Raw genomic sequence first — 20,409 nt, 5'->3', positions numbered from 1 at the left:
AAATAGTAAAGATGTCGAGCGGACCCGAAAATGCTTAACGATTAGGTCGCAACAAAGGCGATCTCTTGTCACAATAACAAAAGATCGCCTCAAATTTCCTTAATTCATACTATAGAAGTTAAGCCGGAGTGATACTTTGCGGATTGTTAAACACATTTTTTGGGTCATACTTGGCTTTAACTCTCCGCAGTCTCGCATAGTTGGCTCCATAGTACACTGGACCGGAATTCTTGATCCCTTGGTCTGGAACGTTGATATAGGAACCCACAATGTATGGTTGCAATTTCTTGCGAGTATTACGAGCGAGTGCGATATTTTTGGCGGCATGGGATGGTTTGAGCCACGTACTGGTCCATTCCACATAGAACTTCTCTTTACGCCAGAAGAAGGCGGTTGATCTAGGTGATTTGCGACTTACTGCTCCGCCCCAGTTGAGGAAATAGAATCCGCCTGGCCCCTCTTCCAGGTTCTCCAAAAATGTGCGCATCGATTTAATGGCTTTGTCGGGGAATGGTTTTCGTCCAAAACCGGACGAGAACTGGTTGCTATACCGTTGAGTCTCGGTCGGATCAGGTTGTAATAAGAACTTCACAACTTCTGTGTAAGGTAACAAACGAACAATGGAACTTGTCGGTGTGCCAACACTTGTAATCGGCTGCAATAGACGGAGTGCCTCTGTTTTTGACCCTAGGAACAGCCCCTCCATGACGACATTGCCACCCTTTTTCGGTCCGATGGACAACTCGCTGCCCAGTCTTGTATCCACAGAGGGAGCCCACCTCTGCCATACTTTGAGCACCTTTTCGAATTGAGCCCATGGCCAGGTGATCTTAAATACAGTCGCTTTCGCTGGAGCACGGCGCACTTTGAATTTGTAGCGGGTGTATACTCCGAAGTTACCACCGCCTCCTCCCCGCGAGGCCCAAAAGAGATCTGCATTACAATTTTTATTGGCCCGAATGACTTTTCCTTTGGCGTCCACCATCTCTACCTCAAGCAGATTATCACTGATGAGACCAATGGTACGCTGGAGAGGCCCAATTCCCCCACCTAATGTAATTCCACCGATCCCTACAGTAGGGCTATCACCAAAAGGAGCTATGAAACCTTGCTTGGCAAGGGTATTCGCAATTCTTCCCACTCGGTTTCCTGTTCCAACAACAACCGTTCCATTTTTTTTATCAAGCTTGATGGAATTCAGATCACTCACATCAATCACGATGCCGCCGTTAACCTGTGAAAGGTTCACTTCAAGTGCATGTCTGCCGCTCCGCGGCCTGATTGGCACATTGTTTTCACGGGCCCAGCGGATAGCATTGGATACATCTTTTGTTTTCTGAGCAAAAACAAATACTTTAGGAAATCTGTCCGTATGCGGGTCCCAGTTCTTGCGCGCCGCTTCATATCCTGGATCACCTTTGTAAATAACCCGTCCGGTAAGCTTTGTTGACGATTTCACACGTCCCACTCCCTGCTGAATAATTGTCCTACAGCCTCTACTGCATCAAGCACTTTATACTGTATGACGGACATTCGCGGAGGGAATGGGCTGGTGCCTTTAATTTCAAAGTTCTAGTCGCTGCCCGAATCAGAATCAATTCTGATTAACTTACGCGATTCCTGTTCTTTTTCACCATACCAGACGAGCACGTCGGCAAACAAATCCATGATGCGAACAAAATTCTGCTTATCCGCTTCTGAAATCTGATCTGCATACTTGAAAATCTCATCAAAGCAAAGCTCCTTTACAAATTCGGTATACTTCGTATATACCTTGCGCCCTTTCGCTGAAGGTTTGACGTATATGTCTTTGCGGTTGCCGCTTAAATGAAATTTTTCGAGCAGACCTTTTTCCGTCAGATTCTTCACGTTCTTGGAAAATGTACTGCGGCTTACGCCCAGACGTGCGGCCATTTCCGACATCTTCTCTTCCTTGTCCTCGGCTTCCAGAATGTATTCCAGCGTCTGAATCTGTGAAGCCGAGAACATCATGTCTGTACCATAACTTCGCTGCAGCTTATAGGTGTTTGAGTACGCATTACCATATTTGATAATTTTCTCAATCAGTTCCCGATGGTCGCCCATCCAATCTAATTTCATGAGTAATCCCTTTCATATTCAGATTCTCTCTCTTACTCTACTGAAATCAGATCCGTTTTTCAATCCATGTAATTGCTTCTTCAATAACATCATCACGAGTCGTTTCATTAAATATCTCATGCATCAGATGAGCATATATTTTGAGTGTTTTATCCGTTGAAGCGATATCCCCGTAAAAGTCACGGGAATCCTTTTCGCTGACCAGTCCATCATTTGCTCCATGCAGTACAAGCACGGGATCTGTAAACTGCTTGGCGTTCTCCTTGAGCCATGTTATGCCATTTCCCAAACTGTTAAATAAATCTACAGAGATTTGCTTTTCAACCAGCGGGTCATTCGCGTAAGCGGATACAACTGCGGGATCACTGCATACGCCACTGCCCAACTCATTCGGGAAATACGTGCCTGTAGGAAGATCCATCGGCAGTTCTCCGGCAACTTTTGTATTGTAACGAGTGAGCGCTCCGGATAACACGATGCCTTTAACCTTGCCTGGATATTTCGTTCCAAAGGACGAGGTTGCAAAACCGCCCATACTATGTCCGATAACAAACAGCGGAAGATCACCGCTCTCTTGCAATGCCGTCTCCATCACAACATTGACATCTTCTATAATCTGGTGGAAATCGTTGTAGAACGTACGCTGTCCTTCCGATCTGGCATGACCGCGATGGTCAAACCGATATACGTTAAATCCGCGCTGGCTCAGCTTCTCTGTCACATAATCGTAGCGGCCTGCATGCTCAGCGAGTCCGTGTACAATAACGACAGCGGCTTTTGCATTTTCCACTGTATCCTTGCTGAAATAAAGCTGTGTACCGTCAAAGGATTGAATCATTGTCTCGATTTTAGTCATCGTTTTCCCGTCCTTTTTGTGATGTCCAAGCTTAAGCTCTGAGAGATTATTTCCTCCGGCCTACCATGAACACGCATATTATAGTCATCAACAAAAATAATATTGTTTCTTACAGAAACAATATATCATCCGACATGGCTGTTGTCTACAGTAATTTTAAAGCGTTTTCATAATCTCTATGAATTAGAAATAACCCGAGAAACACTAGGATATCCTTGTGTTTACCGGGTTATTTAGATTTACAGCTTAAAATGGTCATGAATAATCTATATTTCTTTGTTTATATTCTCTACATCATTCATTTCTTCCACAGCCGTCTTACCAGCAATTCGTCCAAAAGTAAATATGTCAGTCAAAGCATTACCGCCTAAACGGTTGCCTGCATGTATACCTCCTGCAACTTCCCCAGCGGCATACAGATGTGCAATCGGCTGACCGTTTTCATCCAATACACGAGTTTGGGTGTCGATCTTAATTCCGCCCATCGTATGGTGAACCGCAGGTTTTCTAGGCGTAGCATAGAATGGAGACTTCTCGACTTTTAAGCTAAACGTATCCTTATGGAACTCGGGATCAAAGCCCGCATCCACATATGAGTTATACTTATCAATCGTAGTTCTAAGAACTTCAGGTTCCATATTGATTTTCACGGCCAGTTCTTCTATCGTATCGGCTCTGAACAAGGTACCTGCTTCGACTTGACGGTCTATCTTTTCCTGGCTTGTATTTGCTGCGGTTTTCTTGATCTCGTCATCCGCAATCAGGTAAAATAAACTTCCCTGCTCGATAGCCGCTTTTGTTAATACATCTCGTCCAGAGAATTCATTAACAAATCGTTCTCCCTTTTTATTAACAATGACAAAGTTTTCAGGCGGTACTTGCAGTCCACTGAACAGCTCGCCCGTATCCGGGTCAGCTACAGGCATCATTTGAGTGAAGCCCATGCCTGTAAGCGCTGCTCCTGCACTCTTGCCGAGCGATATTCCATCACCAGTCATCGCATAGGAATTTGTTGTTTTGATATCATCGTCAATATGGCTCCAGTACGTGTTATATTCCTTGAGCATCTGTGTATTTGCACCAAAACCACCACTAGCAAGCACAACCGCTTTCGCATGAATGGTGATTTTCTGACCATTGACACCTGTTGCGATAACACCTGTTATTTTTCCATCTTCGATGATCAATTGTTTGACCGGGCTATCTGTAATAATTTTCCCTCTATTGTCTTCAACATATTTGCTAAGTGCAATGATAAAGGCAGAGCCATAACTTTTGACTGGTTTATGACCACGGCGCCAAAGGGCACCTACTGGAGCAAACACGATGCTTTTATCGTATTCAACACCGATATCCTCAAGCCATTGCACACTTTCCAAGGCATGGTCTGTAAGTACTTTAACCAGATCGTACTGTCCATAGATCATGTTTCCATTCAGGTCCGTTCGTTTGCCCCCGAAATACGTTTGCATTCTATGAAGAAGTGGTGAGTCGAATAAATAAGCCTTTTCTGTGCCGAACTTTTCCTGATACGCAGTAAACTCTTCTTTGAGTGCATGGAAATCATCGATATATTCCGGATGGATCAAGCTCTCATCGGTACTCAATAAATTCTCAATCGTCTGTCTTTCCCCTGGATTCTCGCTAAACTGTTGTTGCCATGCTGGATCTGCAGCATTGACAGGACCACCTGAACGGATCGTGTTTCCCCCAACAGCAGGATACTTCTCAAGTACAATCGCACTTGCTCCATACTGTAAAGCTGTAGCAGCTGCACTTAGTCCTGCGCCACCTCCACCTACAACGACCACATCGCAAGTGTATTCTTCGTCATCCCTCATCTGGCTGCTGGCAGGTTTTGCACGTCTTTTCAGGATGTCAGAGTTCACTCCGGCAAGCTTAACCGCTTTGGCTACACCATTGATGACAGCATTACTGGTTTCAGAAGCACCGGAGAGAGCATCTACATTCAGCGTCTGTCCCTCAATGATTTTATTCGGAATTCTTACAAAAACAACATCGGCGATGCCTTCAGTTTCACCCTTCGAATCGATATCGATGCTTTCAATTCTACTTTCACTAAAGGATACCTTCATCGGAAGATTGCCACTATGACCTATGGCATTGATCTCATACACACCGGGTTTGTAGGTAAACTCCTCTTCTTCGTTGAGCTGATTTGAAATGTTGGCAAACCGAAGGAACCGCAGGAAACATGTTTCCAGAAAATCAATCGTTCCTTCATTGTTCAGCTTACCTGATTCGTCAAATGCTTTATGTGCAGTTCCAAGTAAAAACTCATACCCTGGCATCACATTAGCTTCGACACCCGGTGCATCCAGGATTTGACGAAGATGCAGCTGTGCACGCGAGGAACCTTGTGTTCCCTGTGACGCACCAATGATCATCACAGGTTTTCCAGCCAGCGGATGGATTTCAAAGCTCAACCATTCAAGCAGACTCTTAAGGGATGAAGGGATGGAATGGTTATACTCTGGAGTCGCTATAATAACACCATCACTTGCGATAATTTTTTCATTAAACGATTGTATAATTGCACTGTTTGTTTGGTTATCGGACTGATTAAACATCGGAACATCTGTAATATCGAGGATTTCAATGGCTGCTCTGGACTCAAAATGCTTTTGCATGAACTGAAGCAGTTTGCGATTATACGATTTCTTTGCATTTGTGCCAACGATCGCTATGATTTTCATTGTGATTAGCCCCCTACTCTTGCCAGGAAAATTTTTTCGTTTTTCTCTTCAACGTCCTTTTGGACAGCAGTTCCATGGTGATCTCCGTAAACAAAACAAACTCCCTGAAGATTTCTTCCAGCTCCGCTACTTTGTCAGCGTCCATGAGATTACCACTGCTATCAAATGCACGCTGTGATTTTCCCAAAAGAAACTCGCTGCTAGGCATCATTCTTGCACCAAGCTCAGGCGAATCCAGGATTTGTCTAAGATGCGCTTGTGCCCTGGAAGAACCCAGTGAGCCGTGTGAAGCACCCACAATCAGAACAGGTTTGTCCTTCAAGGTTTGAGTGGTGTAGCTGATCCATTCCAGCGCACTTTTCAGAACGGCAGGGATCGCATGGTCATACTCAGGAGTAGCGATAATGATACCTTTCGCTTTAGAGATTTGATCTAATAAGTCTTGTATTTTCACAGGAATATCAACTTCAGCATCCTCTAATTCATCTTTTTCAATGAAAGCAGGCAAATCCTTAATTTCAAACAAGTCAATCTGGGCTTCACTAGCAAAATGCTTTTGCATAAATTGAAGTAACATCCGGTTTGTGGACACATCCGAATTCGTGCCTACGATAGCTAAATAATTCATCATAATCCCCTCTCTGTCATACGAGATGATGTTCGTACATGTCAGACTCGATCTTTCGGCATAACTCTAACATATCAAAGCTCAAATGATCTAATAGTTATTCATTGCGGTTTGATAACTAATTTGTTATAATCACCTCAAATTCAAAGTTTGTTACTTTTTTCACAAAGGGTGAGAAACATGTCTAAGTTAGAATCTCAAGATATCTTGTGTTACATTGACAGCCTATTGAAATACAGTAACTATAGCCGGGCTGCCCAATCCCTTTACATATCTCAGCCCTACCTCACAAAGGTTATCAAGAAAATCGAAAGTGAGTTGAGCTGTGAGCTAATCACTCGCAACAAACTTCCGTACCGATTAACCGAGCAGGGGAAAATATATTATCAATACCTAACGTCACTCGAACATAGCTACGCCAAGCTTATGAGGGAAATCTCATATGTATCGGATATCGGCAATAAAGTGTTACGGATCGGCATTCTTCCGAGCCTTGGTTCTTATTTAACGCCCCTTTTTTTACCAGCTTTTCTGGAGCTTCATCCTGCTTATCAAATTAATCTTGTCGAGGATTTACCTGAAAAAAATGAGAAACGTCTCCAAAATAATGAGCTGGACTTCTGGATCGGGCAAAATTCAAGCAGTATCTCCCCTAACCTGAACTCTTTTAACTGGGGCAGGCACAGTTACCAAGCCATTATTCCGCGTTGCTGCGAATTATATCAAGAGAATGTTGCAATCATCCCGGAGGGCACGATTGAGATCAGCACCATTTTGAATCAACAGCTTATTCTAACGTCCAAGGGTTCGGCAATCCGAAAACAGATTGATCAATTGCTCAGTGTCTACAAGGTACAGCCTAATATCGTTATGGAGAGCAAAGAAATTTACACGGTACTGAAGCTGGCAAAGCATAATTTAGGTCTGACCTTTGTGCCCGAAAGTATCCATATCAAGGAGTGCCCTTCGGAATACAACATCTATCGAATCCCTTTAGAGAAGATGAGTCTGGATTATTTTATAGCCCATCATGGAGAAAAAAAGCTGAATAGCGTGGATCATGACCTCATCCATACTTTTCTCAGTCACGGACAACAATGTGCAATATAGGAGGCTATCATGAAATCTTTTACGAGAACGATACCGCTCATGGGAACCAACATATCCCTCTATACCGAGGGGACAGATGCTGAAGAACTTGCCGAGGAAGCAGTGAATATGCTCGTCCGTTATGAACAAGTGTTTAGTGCCAACAGTGAGCACTCGCAGCTTGCCATGCTAAAAAAAGAAGCCGCATCACATCCGCTTAGAGTAGACAAGGAACTGTATGATCTTATTAAGATAGGCAAAGAACACAGCCTGAATAAAGATTCATTTTTAAATATTGCGATAGGGCCTTTGATCAAATTGTGGAGAATTGGTTTCCGTGAGGCACAGGTGCCAGAGGATACCGAGATTAAAGCGGTGCTGGAGCTCTTGAATCCTGAACGTATACAGCTCGATGATGAGCAGCAAACGGTACATTTATTAAGAAAAGGCATGGAGATCGACCTTGGAGCTATCGCTAAAGGTTATTTTGCCGATCAAGTGATGGCATTTTTCAAGGAAAATGGAGCTAGCTCTGCTATGGTTGATATGGGCGGCAATGTCTTGGTTCATGGCGATTCTCCCACCGGGTCCAGTCACTGGAAGGTTGGAATCCAAAATCCCTTTTTACCTAGGGGAAATGCAGCAGCACTCGTTAGCATACGGGAGCAATCCGTTGTTACATCAGGAATATACGAGAGAGTTTTAGAGAAGGAAGGGAGTCAGTACCATCATATATTTAACAGCAGAACTGGCTATCCCATCGAAAGTAATATCGCTTCGTTAACGATTATTGCGGATCGATCGCTGGACTGCGATATCTATACGACAGAATTATTCGGGTTAGATGCGCTTTCCATTATTCATAAAGTGAATCAAATGAAACATATCGAGGCTGCCGTCATCACTACTGAGGGTGATCTGGCCTACACCAACAATCTGCAAGGAAGAATTGATCCCGTGAACAGACCTACGACATAAGTGGATATCATCTTTCATCCTACTCACTGATTAAACAGACAAAAAGCGGACGGAAAAAGTTCTTCCGCCCAACTTTATTATCAAAGTACATCAATAGCAACTGCCCTATACTAACGTGTCTACCTCAAACCCAACACCTTATAGATCATCACTGCTGCTTCTGCACGGCTGGCATTTTTCTTTGGTGCAAACTCATCGTTACCTACACCGTTTATGATGCCTGCTCTCTGAATTGCCTCTACCGCTTGCTTTGCATAGTTTGCGATGTTTGCTTCATCCTTGAAGGCTGTAGCTTCACCACTTGCTAACGCTAGTTGCTTCATTTGGATCGCCTTGTATACCATAACCGCCATATCTTCTCGCGTGATGTTCTCATGAACTCCGAATGTTCCATCCGGTTTCCCATTCACAATCCCCAGCTTCTGCGCGGTTGCGATATTTCCGTGATACCATTCTCCTTGCTTCACATCACTAAAACTTGTCGATGCTCTCTCATCCGATAACTCCAACATATTCATCAGCATGGTGATGAATTCTGCTCTTGTCACTTGACCATTTGGATTAAACTCGCCGTCGCCTATACCCTTCACAATACCTCTTGCTCCCAATCCCGAGATCGCCTCCTTCGCCCAGTCTTGGGTCACATCCTTAAAGCTCGTTGCAACATAAGCTACCGTATACTTGCCTGGATACGTTGGCTTGAACTCTACTTTTCCTGTCGCTGCATTGAATTTACCATTCGTCACCACTCTTAGCTCACCGTTGTCCTTCACATCGTATACAATGACGTTGTTTGGATTTTCGGAAGCCTTTAATGTGTATGGCAATGCAATCACGAGATCATCTCTGCCATCAAACTCCGTAAGTTTCTTACCATCCATCGTTAGCTCGATATCGTATACGACCTCACCGGTTAGCCCAGCTTGTGCACTAGCTGGCAGTTGATTAGCTGTTATTTTCTTAATCGACAATCCTAACGTTTTCCCCGCTCTTGTTCCTGTTCCGAGCAGTTCGGTTGCCACGGTTACAACTGCAGAGCCTGTGTTGATCTCGATGCGATCTACCGTAGAAGATCCACTTGTTAAACGCGGATCTACTGCTAGCTCAATCATTAGCCCGTTCAAGCTTTCATCAGCTTCGACTCGCACCCGCAGCTCACCGCCTGTCGTTTGATCAAGCGCACGCTTCACCGTATCCGCACTTAACTTCACGTTAGAAGCACCGCTATCACTTACGACTGGCTTAATGTTTATTTGACCGTTGTCCGTGACTACTGGCTCACTTCCACCTGGAGTTGGTGGGGCTGTAGGTGCAGGGATTTTACCGCCACCACTTCCATCCCCACTGCTTGGTGCTTGTGGTATCCCATCAATCGATGGTGTTACCGTTACCGTAGCGCTGGATGATAACCCGCCATCTACTGTAGTTACTGTAATGCTTGCTGTTCCTGGTGCCACAGCTTTTACTTGACCTGTCGCACTTACTGTGGCCACAGCTGGATTACTGGAACTCCATCTTACTGCTTTTTTCGTTGCATTAGCTGGTAATACGGTAGCTGTCAATTGCCCTGATTGACCTTCTACGATGGACAATGTCGTTTTGTCCAAGCTAATTCCGCTAACCGTTACGTTCTTCCCACTGAGTGCATCATACTCACTTTGTGTAATTGGAATTACCGTTCCGTGACGAGGACTAGCGGGTAAGTTGTAGTTAGAAGATAATGTCCAGACACCTGATGCAAGATTGGTTGTCTCGAATGGAACATAACCTCTTCCACCAAACTCATCTACGAATAAATACCATTTTTCATCTGTATTCGATTTGAAGATCGTTGGACCCTCAACCCATTTGATGTTACCCACACCTTGATTAATCATCTTGAAGCTTGGATCTAGGATCGAGTCACCCACCTCTTGAAAGATCATCTTGCCAAATGGAGTAGAAGCTCCATTGTCTTGCTCATCCTTCGTAAAACGATACACTTTTCCATCATGCTCAATCATCGTTGTGTCAATGATGGAATATCCATAATCCAAATATACTTGCGGTTCAGTAAACGTATAGAAATCTCTAGTCTTGCTATACATCATTTTTTGATATGCACTGCCTGTATGGGATGCATCATCAAACATTCTTGATGCCCAGAACACGATATATTCACCTGTTGTCTTGTCATACATAATTTCTGGTGCCCATGTATTACCCGCTTCTTCCGGTGCAACCTCTACCATGCGTTGATCTGTCCAGTTGACCAGATCATTCGATTCCCACACCATAATGGAACGACTGCCCCATGTCTGTGCTCTCCCCCAGTTACCATTGCCGTTAATTTTCAGATCGGTAGCGATCATGTAGAACTTGTCACCTTCAGGCGAACGAATAATGAACGGATCACGTACCCCTTTCTCCCCTAAGGTAGAGGTCAATACAGGTTTACCATCATTCAATTCTCGCCAGTTCAACGGATCATTGCCGTTACTTAGTGCAAAGTGAACTTGCTCGCCTGTTGAAGTACCTTCTCCAGTGAAATATGTGAAGAAGTATCCCGCATAATTTTCATCAGCTGGCCGTTCCTTGACCTTCGCAATAAATTCCTTCGTAGTGGATGCTGAATTTAACTTAATCGTAGCTGTAAGCTTCACGTCTATATCTCCACTACCGTGCGCCGGACGTTGTACTTCACCAGTCACTGAAACGATGTTTGGTTGAACTGAAGCCCACGTAATCGTTGTTCCATATAGTCCAGATGCAGGTAATGAGATGTGACCTCTTACATCAGTAATGTTATGAACGACTAGTGCTGCTTTTGCTTCATCTACAGCAGTGGCATCGTTCGGTAATGCCTTAACCGTCAACTGAAAAGTTTTGTTGACTGTCTCTGTACCATCTGTAAATACTGCTGTTAACGTTACAACTTGATCACCCGTTGCGTTAGCTGGTCTGGTTACAGCACCTGTAGTTGAGATGACATTACCCTTATCTGAAGTCCAGCTTATTGTTGTGCCATAAGCACCTGATGTTGGCAAGGTTACATTGCTTATAATCGTATCTTTTGATGCATTAGAAGCAAGAAGATCATGAATCGTTAATTTCTCCGTCGCAGCTGCTACCAGCATGCCCTCCATTTTAGCAATCTTCTGATCCGCACGAGCCTTAAGTGATGTAATATCTGCAGCCGTCATCGCGCCATCATAGATTTGGAAGTCTGCGATCAACCCGCCGAAGTATGGATCAGCTGTATAGAATGACTTACCGATGGTTCCACTACTGCCTAAAGTATTTTTTATTTGTTCTAGCGTCATTCCATTCGTTGAGCCTGCTGCAACAGCAACACCATCAATATAAAGCGTTAGTGTACCATCTGTACCTGAAACAACAGTCGTAACTACTTTCCATTCATTGTTCTTTAAGCCCGTGGTAGAAGTTGAAGACTCATTATTCCATGCATTCGTCGCGATACCTAGGCGAGCTAGACCGTTAGCGTTATAACGTGGTGTGAAATACGTATAGTGCGTATTATTGTCTGGTCTTCCTAATGCATATAACCACTCCGCAGCGTTTTTACCGCTCCAGTTCACAATGGATGAAACGGTCATATCTGTTAATCCATCGAGAACTCCTGGTGGTAGCTCTACATAAGAGTTAGTTGTGCCACCAGTAAAGCTCAGCACACCAGCATCTTCTGTACGAATCCATTCTGCCTTAGACGGATTCATCCATTTACCGTTGAAGTTACCTGTTTGGTCAATAACCGTCGCATTCGCACCATCGATATCATTCATATCGTAGTGTAGAATGAGCTCTGCCCCGGATGGCTGCTCTACTGGAGGAGTAACGTCTTCATCCGCTAATGTTGCAATCTCTTCACCGGATAATGCACGATTATAAATACGGAAATCATCCAATTTACCATCAAATAGACTATGAGAGCCGTTTCTCGATTTACCAATATAATTCATCGTTGTTTCCAGTAACATTCTCGGCTCCACGTTAAATGTCGAGCTACGTTTAACCTCTTGACCATTTACATACAAGACTGCATCAAATTCATCCATTGTCATGGCAACATGTTGCCAAGTCTTCGTTGGTAATAGTCCAGAATTTCTCACTGCATATTTATAATCTGACCCTAGTTTCGTGCTGTCATTGCTAAATTTCTCAGTAAAAGGGGTTACGACAGCAAACTCTAAACTACCTGAATCCCCTTGTGTACTCAAGTACATGGTATTGCGATTTACCTGTCTACCTGTTTCGGAAGCAAAATCAAATATTCTTTGATTGGATTGATTTCGGTCCATTTGAACCCATGTAGAGAACGTAGCCTTCTCCAGATTCAAGGATTGAATCAAGTGATCTGGCAGCTTCACATATCCTGTTGACCCATTAAGCTCTAGTGCACCACCCGTTTTACCGATACGATCCTCTTCATTAATCGTTGCTCCACCTACCAGTGTCGCATGATGGCCACTCCCCGAAATGTCGTTCAGCGTTGTACCATTCACTGTATCTGCATCAAATGAGTAATGTACAACCGGGTCTGATGATGGTGCTGGTCCTTGCAATGCATACTTCTCTTGCAGAGCATTATACTCTGCACGTGTGATTGGAATCACCGTTCCATGTCGTGGTCCTGGCGGAAGTGCATATTGATCACTACTTAACACATTGTTCATATATTGCGTACTACTATCGAGATCTGTAGTATATCGTACATGATATGGCCATGAATCAAGGAACAGATACCATTTGTCTTTATGAATATCTTTAAAAATCGTTTGCCCTTCGTTATTTCCATTTTTTCCGATCAAGCCAAGTTTATGATCACGTGTACCCGGAACAGCTTCGTATTGAAGGCCGTTTGCAGCAATACCATCCTTGTCATAATAGAAAGTTGGTGCTTTCTCCACATACACTTTCGTATTCACTTCTGATTTGGTGAAGCGATACAACATCTGATCATGCTCAATAAACGTTGTATCAATGGTTGGAAGTGACTCATCAATCATGACCTTTGGCTCTGAAAAGTTGTAGAAATCTCGTGTTGTTGCGTAGTACATCACATTATACTGACCTTCCGGTCTTCCGTTATAATCACCGTATGTCTCTGTGTTTTTCATCGACGATGCCCAAAATACGATATACTCTCCAGTTACCGGATCATAGATCGCTTCTGGTGCCCACGTATTTCCTCCCGTCTTGGGAGCAACCTTGATCATTCGCTGCTCGCTCCAGTTAACGAGATCCTCTGACTCCCAAACCATCATGTAATGACTGCCCGTAATTTGAGCCTGGTCGAAATTGGTACTTTCACCCATTTTCAAATCGGTTGCCAGCATATAGAATTTATCACCTTCTGCTGACCGAATAACGAATGGATCACGAAGTCCTTTTTCACCCATATCCGATTGAAGGATCGACTTCCCATTATTCAGCGCTTTCCAGAACAATGGATCTTCAGCTGTAGCGAAGGAGATCTCTTCCCCACCCTCATATTCACCTGTAAAGTACGCAAAGAAGTACGCATCAGGCTGTACTGGCGCAGCTGCTTTTTTAATCGTGACGTTAAAAGTACGCTCTTTAGAAGCTGTACCATTCGTAATTGTAGCGATTAGCGTAACGGGTATATCCGTAGCTTGACGGCTTACCCAGCCTAACTGTGTAGAGTTACCAGCCGCTTCAGCCGTTCCTTTAACAACCGTCGGTCTGCTAGATGTCCATGTAATGCTGGAGCCTTGTTCACCTGTAGTTACAAGACGTACGTTACCTTTTACGTTGTCCGCATTGTAAATCTCTAATTGTTCAGCATCCAGATCAACCTTCTGCTCGTCATCGAATTGCTTCAAGATCGTAACAGGGAATATAGCCTTTGTAGATACTCCTTGATACGTTAAAGTGGCCGTAAGCTCTGCTTGAACATCACTGGATTGAGCATTTGGCCGTTCTACAGTACCACTGTCAGAGATAACCGTAGGATGGCTGGAACTCCAAGTGATGTTTACGCCGTTTTTACCGCTTGTCGGTAAGTTAACATTTCTCGTTATCTTGTCAGCACTCTGATCTGCTTCGTCTAAGTAACGATCTATGCTAAGTTGATTCGCTGCATCATCAACAGTAAGCTGACGTATTCGCGAGATGTGAGTTGCTGCTTCTTGTTGTTGATATAACTCGCCCATTTCTTGCTCCGTCAACGCACGATCATATACTCGGAAATCAGCCACGCTACCTTGAAGATACGGATCATTCGAGAAGATGGACTTACCGATAAAACCAGAGAACGTAGCATCCGGATTAATAATGTCTGACAGCTTTAGTCCATTCGCATTACCAGAAGCAACCTTATTTCCATCAACGAATAACGTGATCCTGTTGCTAGCTTCGGATAAGGACACCGTCACATGTTTCCACTGTCCACCGATCAGGTTGGAGTTTGCGCCACCTGTAACTAATGCTTCATTCGGCCAGCCATTTTTGGAGATACCTGTTGCGATCATATTACCTGATCCACTACCGTGACGTGGGGTTACGAAAAAATATTTGTTCGTTTCCGGTGTTAACACCGTACCCAAACCGAAAATCCAGCGATTTGTACCATCATTCGTCCAGTTCACGATGGAAGATACGGTAATCTCATTCAGACCTTCTAAAAGATCTAGTCCATTGGACCCCTTAGGAATCTCAACATATCCACTATTCGATGTAGAGCTTCCACCATTGAAGGAAATAAAGCCAACTTCACGATTTGAAATGAATTGTCCATTATTTGGATTTTTAAATATCCCATCAAATGTAACTGCCTTGTTGGCCACATCCTTTAGCACGAGTTGACCGTCTACTTCTGCAGTCGTTTTCATGTTGTAATGAAGAAGCAGATCATCGTTTAGCAACTTGTCTTGAACGGTAGTCTGCTCTATAGAGGCATCCTTAGGCAGTAAGGTAATGATGAACTCCTTCGTTGCCTGGCTTCCACCTAGAGAAATGGTTGCAGTTAACGTCACTTGTTGCTCCGTTTCTCGTAAGGTCACTTCCCCAGTTGCACTAACAGCACTTTCATCACTGGAAGTCCATGATATCGATGCGCCATACTTATTGGTAGAAGGAAGTGCAAGAGATTCTGTCACGGCAGATATATCACCTAACGTTAGCTCTATTTTGCCTTGTTGTACTTGCTTTTCATCGAGCGATTGTTGATATACACCAGCAATATCTTCACCACTTAGTGCCTCTCCGTAAATTCTTAAATCTTGAAAGCTGCCTGCAAAAGTAGCATCCCCTAGATAATTGGAGCGACCAATGTAAGCTTGCAAATCCGTACCAAAGCTTGCTGTTGTCTTCTCTTTGTCGGCCATGCCTACACTAACCCCGTTAATGTAACCTGTAATAGAGCGTTCTGTAATGACCGTTGTATAGTGAACCCATTGACCTCCGTACTGTGACGTTGAAGTGCCTGATACGCCTACCTCAGTCGTCCAAGGCTGGTCAACATTATTGCTATTCGTAAATACTGATTTAAAATCACCACTTGGATTCGATGGATTCAACATCCAGTAATTCGTTGGCAAGTTATTGCCAGCTGCTGGCGTACCGTAGAATAATGCGGAGTAGTTCCCGCTCCCCGTGTTGCTCTTGATCCATACAGAAATCGTTGTATTTTCTTGATGATCAAACAAACCAGTAGGAAGCTGAACGTAGTTCGTATTACTATCTGTTCCCCCAGGTAGAGTGAGACCATCAGCATACGTAATGTTTCCTACAGCCGTTCCATGCTTTTCATTACCTGATATATCCTGTACATCCTCAAGCAGTGGATAATGCGCCAACATCGTTGGTGTTATAGGGTCCGCTGAAGCTTGATTGTCAAATGGCGTGACAAGTCTTAAACAGTTACTGAAGGTCAAAAGTAAAGCTAACGTTATGATTGTAATTCGCTTTCGCATAGCATTCTCCCCTTCGTTTAATATTCAGATGCATACAACCCATAGCTCACCTTTAAACCAAGACCACCTCGCTCAAAGAGATAGAGATCCCTTCTATAATGAATGCGCTTACATTTCTTATCATATTACGTCTTCAACGATTTCAATTCAATGTACTATCATGTTAATAACGTGCACTTTTTTATTGCAATTTGAAATTTGACGTGAACTGCACCACTATCCCTATATTTTGAAGTAATCGTTTTCATTCCATAAATACACTAGGTTTAAAATAAAGGATTGAAGCCCTGATAAACATAATATATATAGTTGGGCGCTTGTAAAACGCTTCCAAATATGGTGCTGGTGAAACCATGAGCGCACCGGATCAAAAAATAAGGAGGATTGCAATCTATGCCAAAACGATTTAGAAAAATGCTCGCGTTCCTTTGCTGCTTGATCATGGTGGCCTCGCTAATGCCTACGAGCTACGCTGCCGCCACTGACAACATTGAGAACGCAGAAGCGAATGAAACACCCACCGCCATTTTTGGAACTCCCGAACTCGGGTCCAACGATCCCCTCTGGGACCAAACCATGGAGCATCATATCAACAAAAGCACGGTACCCACCGACCCCAGACCCCATGCCACGGGCACAGCAAGAATCCTTTGGGATCATGACTACCTGTATGCCCGCGTAGTTGTGAATGACAGTAATCTATATCAGGGAGCTGGCGCAGATCACCGGTATGACAGCCTGGAGTTTTATGTGGGTACCGGAACCAGCGGCTCAAACCAATGGCGCGTCAGCTCGACGGGTGTGTTTTCAGGGCAGGCCGCTCCAGGCAGGGCTGCATGGACCCAGATCACGGAAACCGGATATATTGTGGAGATGAGAATACCCAAAAGAAATTTGACCTTTGAGGAGGGAAAGCTTACCTTCGAGGTTTACATCAATAACTCAACAGAAAACGGTGCTGACCGCTATGAAGTCGTTTCCAGTTTTGGAGTTCCTGACGCGGCTTATAGCAGCTCTGATTCATTTACAGACAGCCTGCAGCTCATTTTAGCCAATGAAGTGGACACCAGATTTTCAATCACCGCCACTGCAGGACCGGGCGGCTCAATCATGTCGAACCCACCCGGCGATGTGCTGAGAGTAGATCGGGGCTCTAACAAAGAAATTATGTTTACCCCCGATTACGGCAAAATTGTGGATACTGTAACGGTAGACGGCGAGACCGTGACTCTATCTGCTGGCACGTATACCTTTACGAATATTGAGGCTAACCATACCATTCATGTGACATTCAAAAACGATCCGGACGCGGGGATACTTCCCTTTATCGTATGGAATGACAACTTTGCCAGTGGCGAGTACACAACGGCTGTTATCATTGATTTAGGCGAGGGGAAGTCGGCGTTAGGCTCCGCGCTTAATCCGGACTTGTTTGCCTTATCGGCTAGGAACACGACCCTGAACGGCGAAGCGGTTACCTTTGAAGGACCACGCAAGATCACAAGGGTGTATGCTAACGATGAACCAAAGGTACGCGGCTATGTCGGGCCGATTAGCAATTCACCAGATTATCAGGACGGACTGGCGAGCGGTCGTTACATCGTTGTTGAGTCTGAATTTTATTCGGAGAGCGGCGGCAGCACAACGCTGGATGGTAGCAGTAACTCGACAAAGCAGGTTTACACTCTTGTCCAAAAGGGTGAGATCGTACTGACAGAAGGGAATCCGCTTCACAACGTAGTTTTCGAACAGGAAAAAGTTGTGAATCCGATCCTCGATAAATTTACAACATTCACGGACAATTCGGTCAATCGTTCGCTCTACCTTTACAAGGATGAAGACGGTAACGTGATGAAAGGATTGCCGCTGTATGTATATACCCACGGCATGTCACGCGGCGGCACAAACGCTGCGACAGACCAAAAAGCCGCCATGAAATCCGCCAACGGCTCAGTCGCTTTAATGAAAAAGATGGAGCAAAATCCCGATAAATATGCCAGCCATGTACTGAATATTTCCTATAATGGCATATCTGTTCCCTCCACAGAAAATGTTAAGAAGGTCATAGACGCCCTGATTGCCAGCGGCGAAGTAGACCCTAACCGTGTTTACGCAGCAGGCTTCTCCTGGGGCGGCCAGTATACGAACAACTTAGTTAACAGCTATCCTGGCTTCTTCGCAGCCGCCGCCCCTATGGCCCCGGTAAGCGGTTCACCAAACGCTAAGGACAATGACGCTCACCACAACCTGGCCTACTGGATGTTTTTAAATGCTCATAATGTTGGAAGCTACCAGACGAACCTCAATAACTTCATCAATAACAATATGCCGAAAATGATCAACGCGAGGGCTTCGCGCTTTGAGAGTAATGAGGCACTTACGTGGCCCTACAATCAGTTTGATCAGCCGAATCTGAGGCCGAATCCGGCCAACACACCTGTTCTGGCTGATTATATAGCGCATGAAGTTGAAGCTGCGGTTCTTTACAACCAGATCACTATGGGAAATTGGAGTGTAGCACCTACTGCGCAATCCTCTAACTTGCCAGCTTGGAACAACGACTACACAGATGTATTCGATTGGATGTTCGCGCAGAGAAAACCGGTCGTACCCGATACGCCGAGCAGCTTCAAGGCGACAGCGGGTGACGGACAGGTCACATTGAGTTGGACTACTCCTGCTGACGATGGTGGCAGCGTGATATTGGGCTACAAGGTATGGTATGGCAATATAACACCGATTACATTGGATGCGGCGAAGAACAAGTATACCTTCAACAACCTGACAAACGGCCAAAGCTACAGCTTCAAGATCGTTGCGGTGAACGCGAAGGGAGACGGCGCGGCGATCAGTGTGACGGCGATGCCGACGAAGACGACGACTCCTACCGTACCTGGTTCTGGTGGTACTACAGGCAATACGGGCCACACCGGTAATACAAGCAACGGTGGTAACACACAAAACACCAACAATACGGGCATCGGGGCAGACCCTGGAATGTCGAAATCGACCTACACAGTGAATACACCGAAGGATAAGCCCGCAGTCACTGACAAAAACGGCAACACCACCCTGCCCGGCGGAGGCGAGATTGCGACCAAAGGCGGAACGAAGATTAAGGTACCCGAAGACACAACGATAGACTCAAACGGTCAGGTAACCATTCCGGCAGACAAAAGCGCCGAAGTGACACTACCCGGCGGCAACAGCACAGTGACCATCTCAGGCGGCTCGACGATCGCGAGCGACGGTACGATCACAATAAGCGGCATAGACGCGCATGTGAACCTGCCAAACGGTAATCAAGTGCATATCCACGGGGGATCGATGATACGGAGCGGCGGAGCGGTTGTGGTAGGACCAAGCGGTGCAAGAGTTGAGTTAGACAACGGAATGTCGCTGAACATCCGTGAGGGTACGGAGCTGGCGTTTGATGACGCCACCCCACTGGGCTTCCTCGTGATATCGGGCAATCCTTTCAGGGATGCCAACATGGACGACTGGTTCTACAACGATATAAATTTTGCCTACACATATGATCTTTTCAACGGTACGACGTCTACGACTTTCTCACCGGGCACCGCAATGACGCGTGCCATGTTCGTGCAAGTACTGGCCAATCTTGAGAACGTAAACCTCTCCAGCTACACGAGTTCCCGCTTTAGCGACGTGACGGACGGACAATGGTACACGGCGGCAGCCGAGTGGGCGGCCGAAAAAGGCATAGTCAACGGTACAAACGCAGACCTGTTTGACCCCAATTCACCGATGACTCGTGAGCAGATGCTGGTGATACTTTACAACTACATGAACTACAAGGGCTATGAGATACCTGAAAGCTACTCTAAATCCTTCACGGACGAGAGTGAAATCAGCTCCTGGGCGTTGGAGGCCGTTCAGACGCTGCAAGGCAACGGCATTGTATTAGGCAAACCTGGCAACTTTTTTGCTCCCAAAGCCACCGCCTCCCGCGCCGAAGTAGCCACGATCTTTGTAAGGTTTGTCGAATATCTGGCTAATTGAGAGCGTATACAGAAAATGAAGACCCTTCTGGTTGGACAATATCCGGCCTAAAGTGTACCCCTTGTAAAGGACAATTTTAAAAAA

At 45.0% G+C, this 20,409-nt stretch carries 9 protein-coding genes; 3 read left to right on the top strand and 6 right to left on the bottom strand.

Translation table 11 applies throughout. The features are described 5' to 3' along the window. Nucleotides 1-118: 118 nt before the first annotated feature. From ABTV53_RS09100 to ABTV53_RS09080, 5 genes are all read right to left on the bottom strand, one after another. Nucleotides 119-1,459 (bottom strand): FAD-binding oxidoreductase, encoded by a 1,341-nt coding sequence (locus ABTV53_RS09100; RefSeq protein WP_433752437.1) that lies wholly within the window; start codon nucleotides 1,457-1,459, stop codon nucleotides 119-121. A 113-nt stretch (nucleotides 1,460-1,572) separates the two neighbouring features. Then, entirely contained in the window at nucleotides 1,573-2,100 is a 528-nt protein-coding gene (locus ABTV53_RS09095; RefSeq protein WP_433752436.1) for a MarR family winged helix-turn-helix transcriptional regulator, read from the bottom strand. 46 nt (nucleotides 2,101-2,146) lie between these two features. Beyond that, entirely contained in the window at nucleotides 2,147-2,956 is an 810-nt protein-coding gene (locus tag ABTV53_RS09090) for an alpha/beta hydrolase (protein ID WP_433752434.1), read from the bottom strand. Between the two features lie 266 nt (nucleotides 2,957-3,222). Further along, nucleotides 3,223-5,673: a flavocytochrome c gene (locus tag ABTV53_RS09085; protein WP_433752432.1), complete on the bottom strand. Its 2,451-nt coding sequence runs from the start codon at nucleotides 5,671-5,673 to the stop codon at nucleotides 3,223-3,225. Nucleotides 5,674-5,686: 13 nt separating this feature from the next. Continuing rightward, on the bottom strand, nucleotides 5,687-6,301 hold the full coding sequence (locus ABTV53_RS09080) for an NADPH-dependent FMN reductase (RefSeq protein WP_433754126.1): 615 nt from the start codon (nucleotides 6,299-6,301) through the stop codon (nucleotides 5,687-5,689). Between the two features lie 180 nt (nucleotides 6,302-6,481). Here ABTV53_RS09080 and ABTV53_RS09075 point away from each other — a divergent pair, with 180 nt between their 5' ends. Then, nucleotides 6,482-7,411 (top strand): LysR family transcriptional regulator, encoded by a 930-nt coding sequence (locus ABTV53_RS09075; protein ID WP_433752431.1) that lies wholly within the window; start codon nucleotides 6,482-6,484, stop codon nucleotides 7,409-7,411. Nucleotides 7,412-7,420: 9 nt separating this feature from the next. Next, nucleotides 7,421-8,368, top strand: coding sequence for an FAD:protein FMN transferase (locus ABTV53_RS09070; protein ID WP_433752429.1), 948 nt, complete (start codon nucleotides 7,421-7,423; stop codon nucleotides 8,366-8,368). Nucleotides 8,369-8,487: 119 nt separating this feature from the next. Here the strand turns inward: ABTV53_RS09070 and ABTV53_RS09065 are convergent, their stop codons facing one another. Next, a complete protein-coding gene (locus ABTV53_RS09065) occupies nucleotides 8,488-16,302 on the bottom strand; it encodes an immunoglobulin-like domain-containing protein (RefSeq protein ID WP_433752427.1) in 7,815 nt (2,604 codons plus the stop codon). Nucleotides 16,303-16,695: 393 nt separating this feature from the next. On the opposite strand from ABTV53_RS09065, the gene ABTV53_RS09060 reads away from it, so the two are divergent. Further along, on the top strand, nucleotides 16,696-20,325 hold the full coding sequence (locus ABTV53_RS09060; protein ID WP_433752426.1) for an S-layer homology domain-containing protein: 3,630 nt from the start codon (nucleotides 16,696-16,698) through the stop codon (nucleotides 20,323-20,325). Nucleotides 20,326-20,409: the final 84 nt, after the last annotated feature.

This window comes from Paenibacillus amylolyticus, assembly GCF_050990605.1.
In the GTDB taxonomy this organism is placed as follows: Bacteria; Bacillota; Bacilli; order Paenibacillales; family Paenibacillaceae; genus Paenibacillus; species Paenibacillus amylolyticus_H.
The sequence above is the reverse complement of the archived record's forward strand: the minus strand, read 5'-3'. Positions and strand labels throughout refer to the sequence as shown.

Excerpts from the sequence above, each read along its gene's own strand:
- ABTV53_RS09095 (WP_433752436.1), bottom strand. The coding sequence starts at position 2,100 with ATGAAATTAGATTGGATGGGCGACCATCGGGAACTGATTGAGAAAATT.
- ABTV53_RS09090 (WP_433752434.1), bottom strand. The coding sequence starts at position 2,956 with ATGACTAAAATCGAGACAATGATTCAATCCTTTGACGGTACACAGCTT.
- ABTV53_RS09085 (WP_433752432.1), bottom strand. The coding sequence starts at position 5,673 with ATGAAAATCATAGCGATCGTTGGCACAAATGCAAAGAAATCGTATAAT.
- ABTV53_RS09080 (WP_433754126.1), bottom strand. The coding sequence starts at position 6,301 with ATGAATTATTTAGCTATCGTAGGCACGAATTCGGATGTGTCCACAAAC.
- ABTV53_RS09075 (WP_433752431.1), top strand. The coding sequence starts at position 6,482 with ATGTCTAAGTTAGAATCTCAAGATATCTTGTGTTACATTGACAGCCTA.
- ABTV53_RS09070 (WP_433752429.1), top strand. The coding sequence starts at position 7,421 with ATGAAATCTTTTACGAGAACGATACCGCTCATGGGAACCAACATATCC.
- ABTV53_RS09065 (WP_433752427.1), bottom strand. The coding sequence starts at position 16,302 with ATGCGAAAGCGAATTACAATCATAACGTTAGCTTTACTTTTGACCTTC.
- ABTV53_RS09060 (WP_433752426.1), top strand. The coding sequence starts at position 16,696 with ATGCCAAAACGATTTAGAAAAATGCTCGCGTTCCTTTGCTGCTTGATC.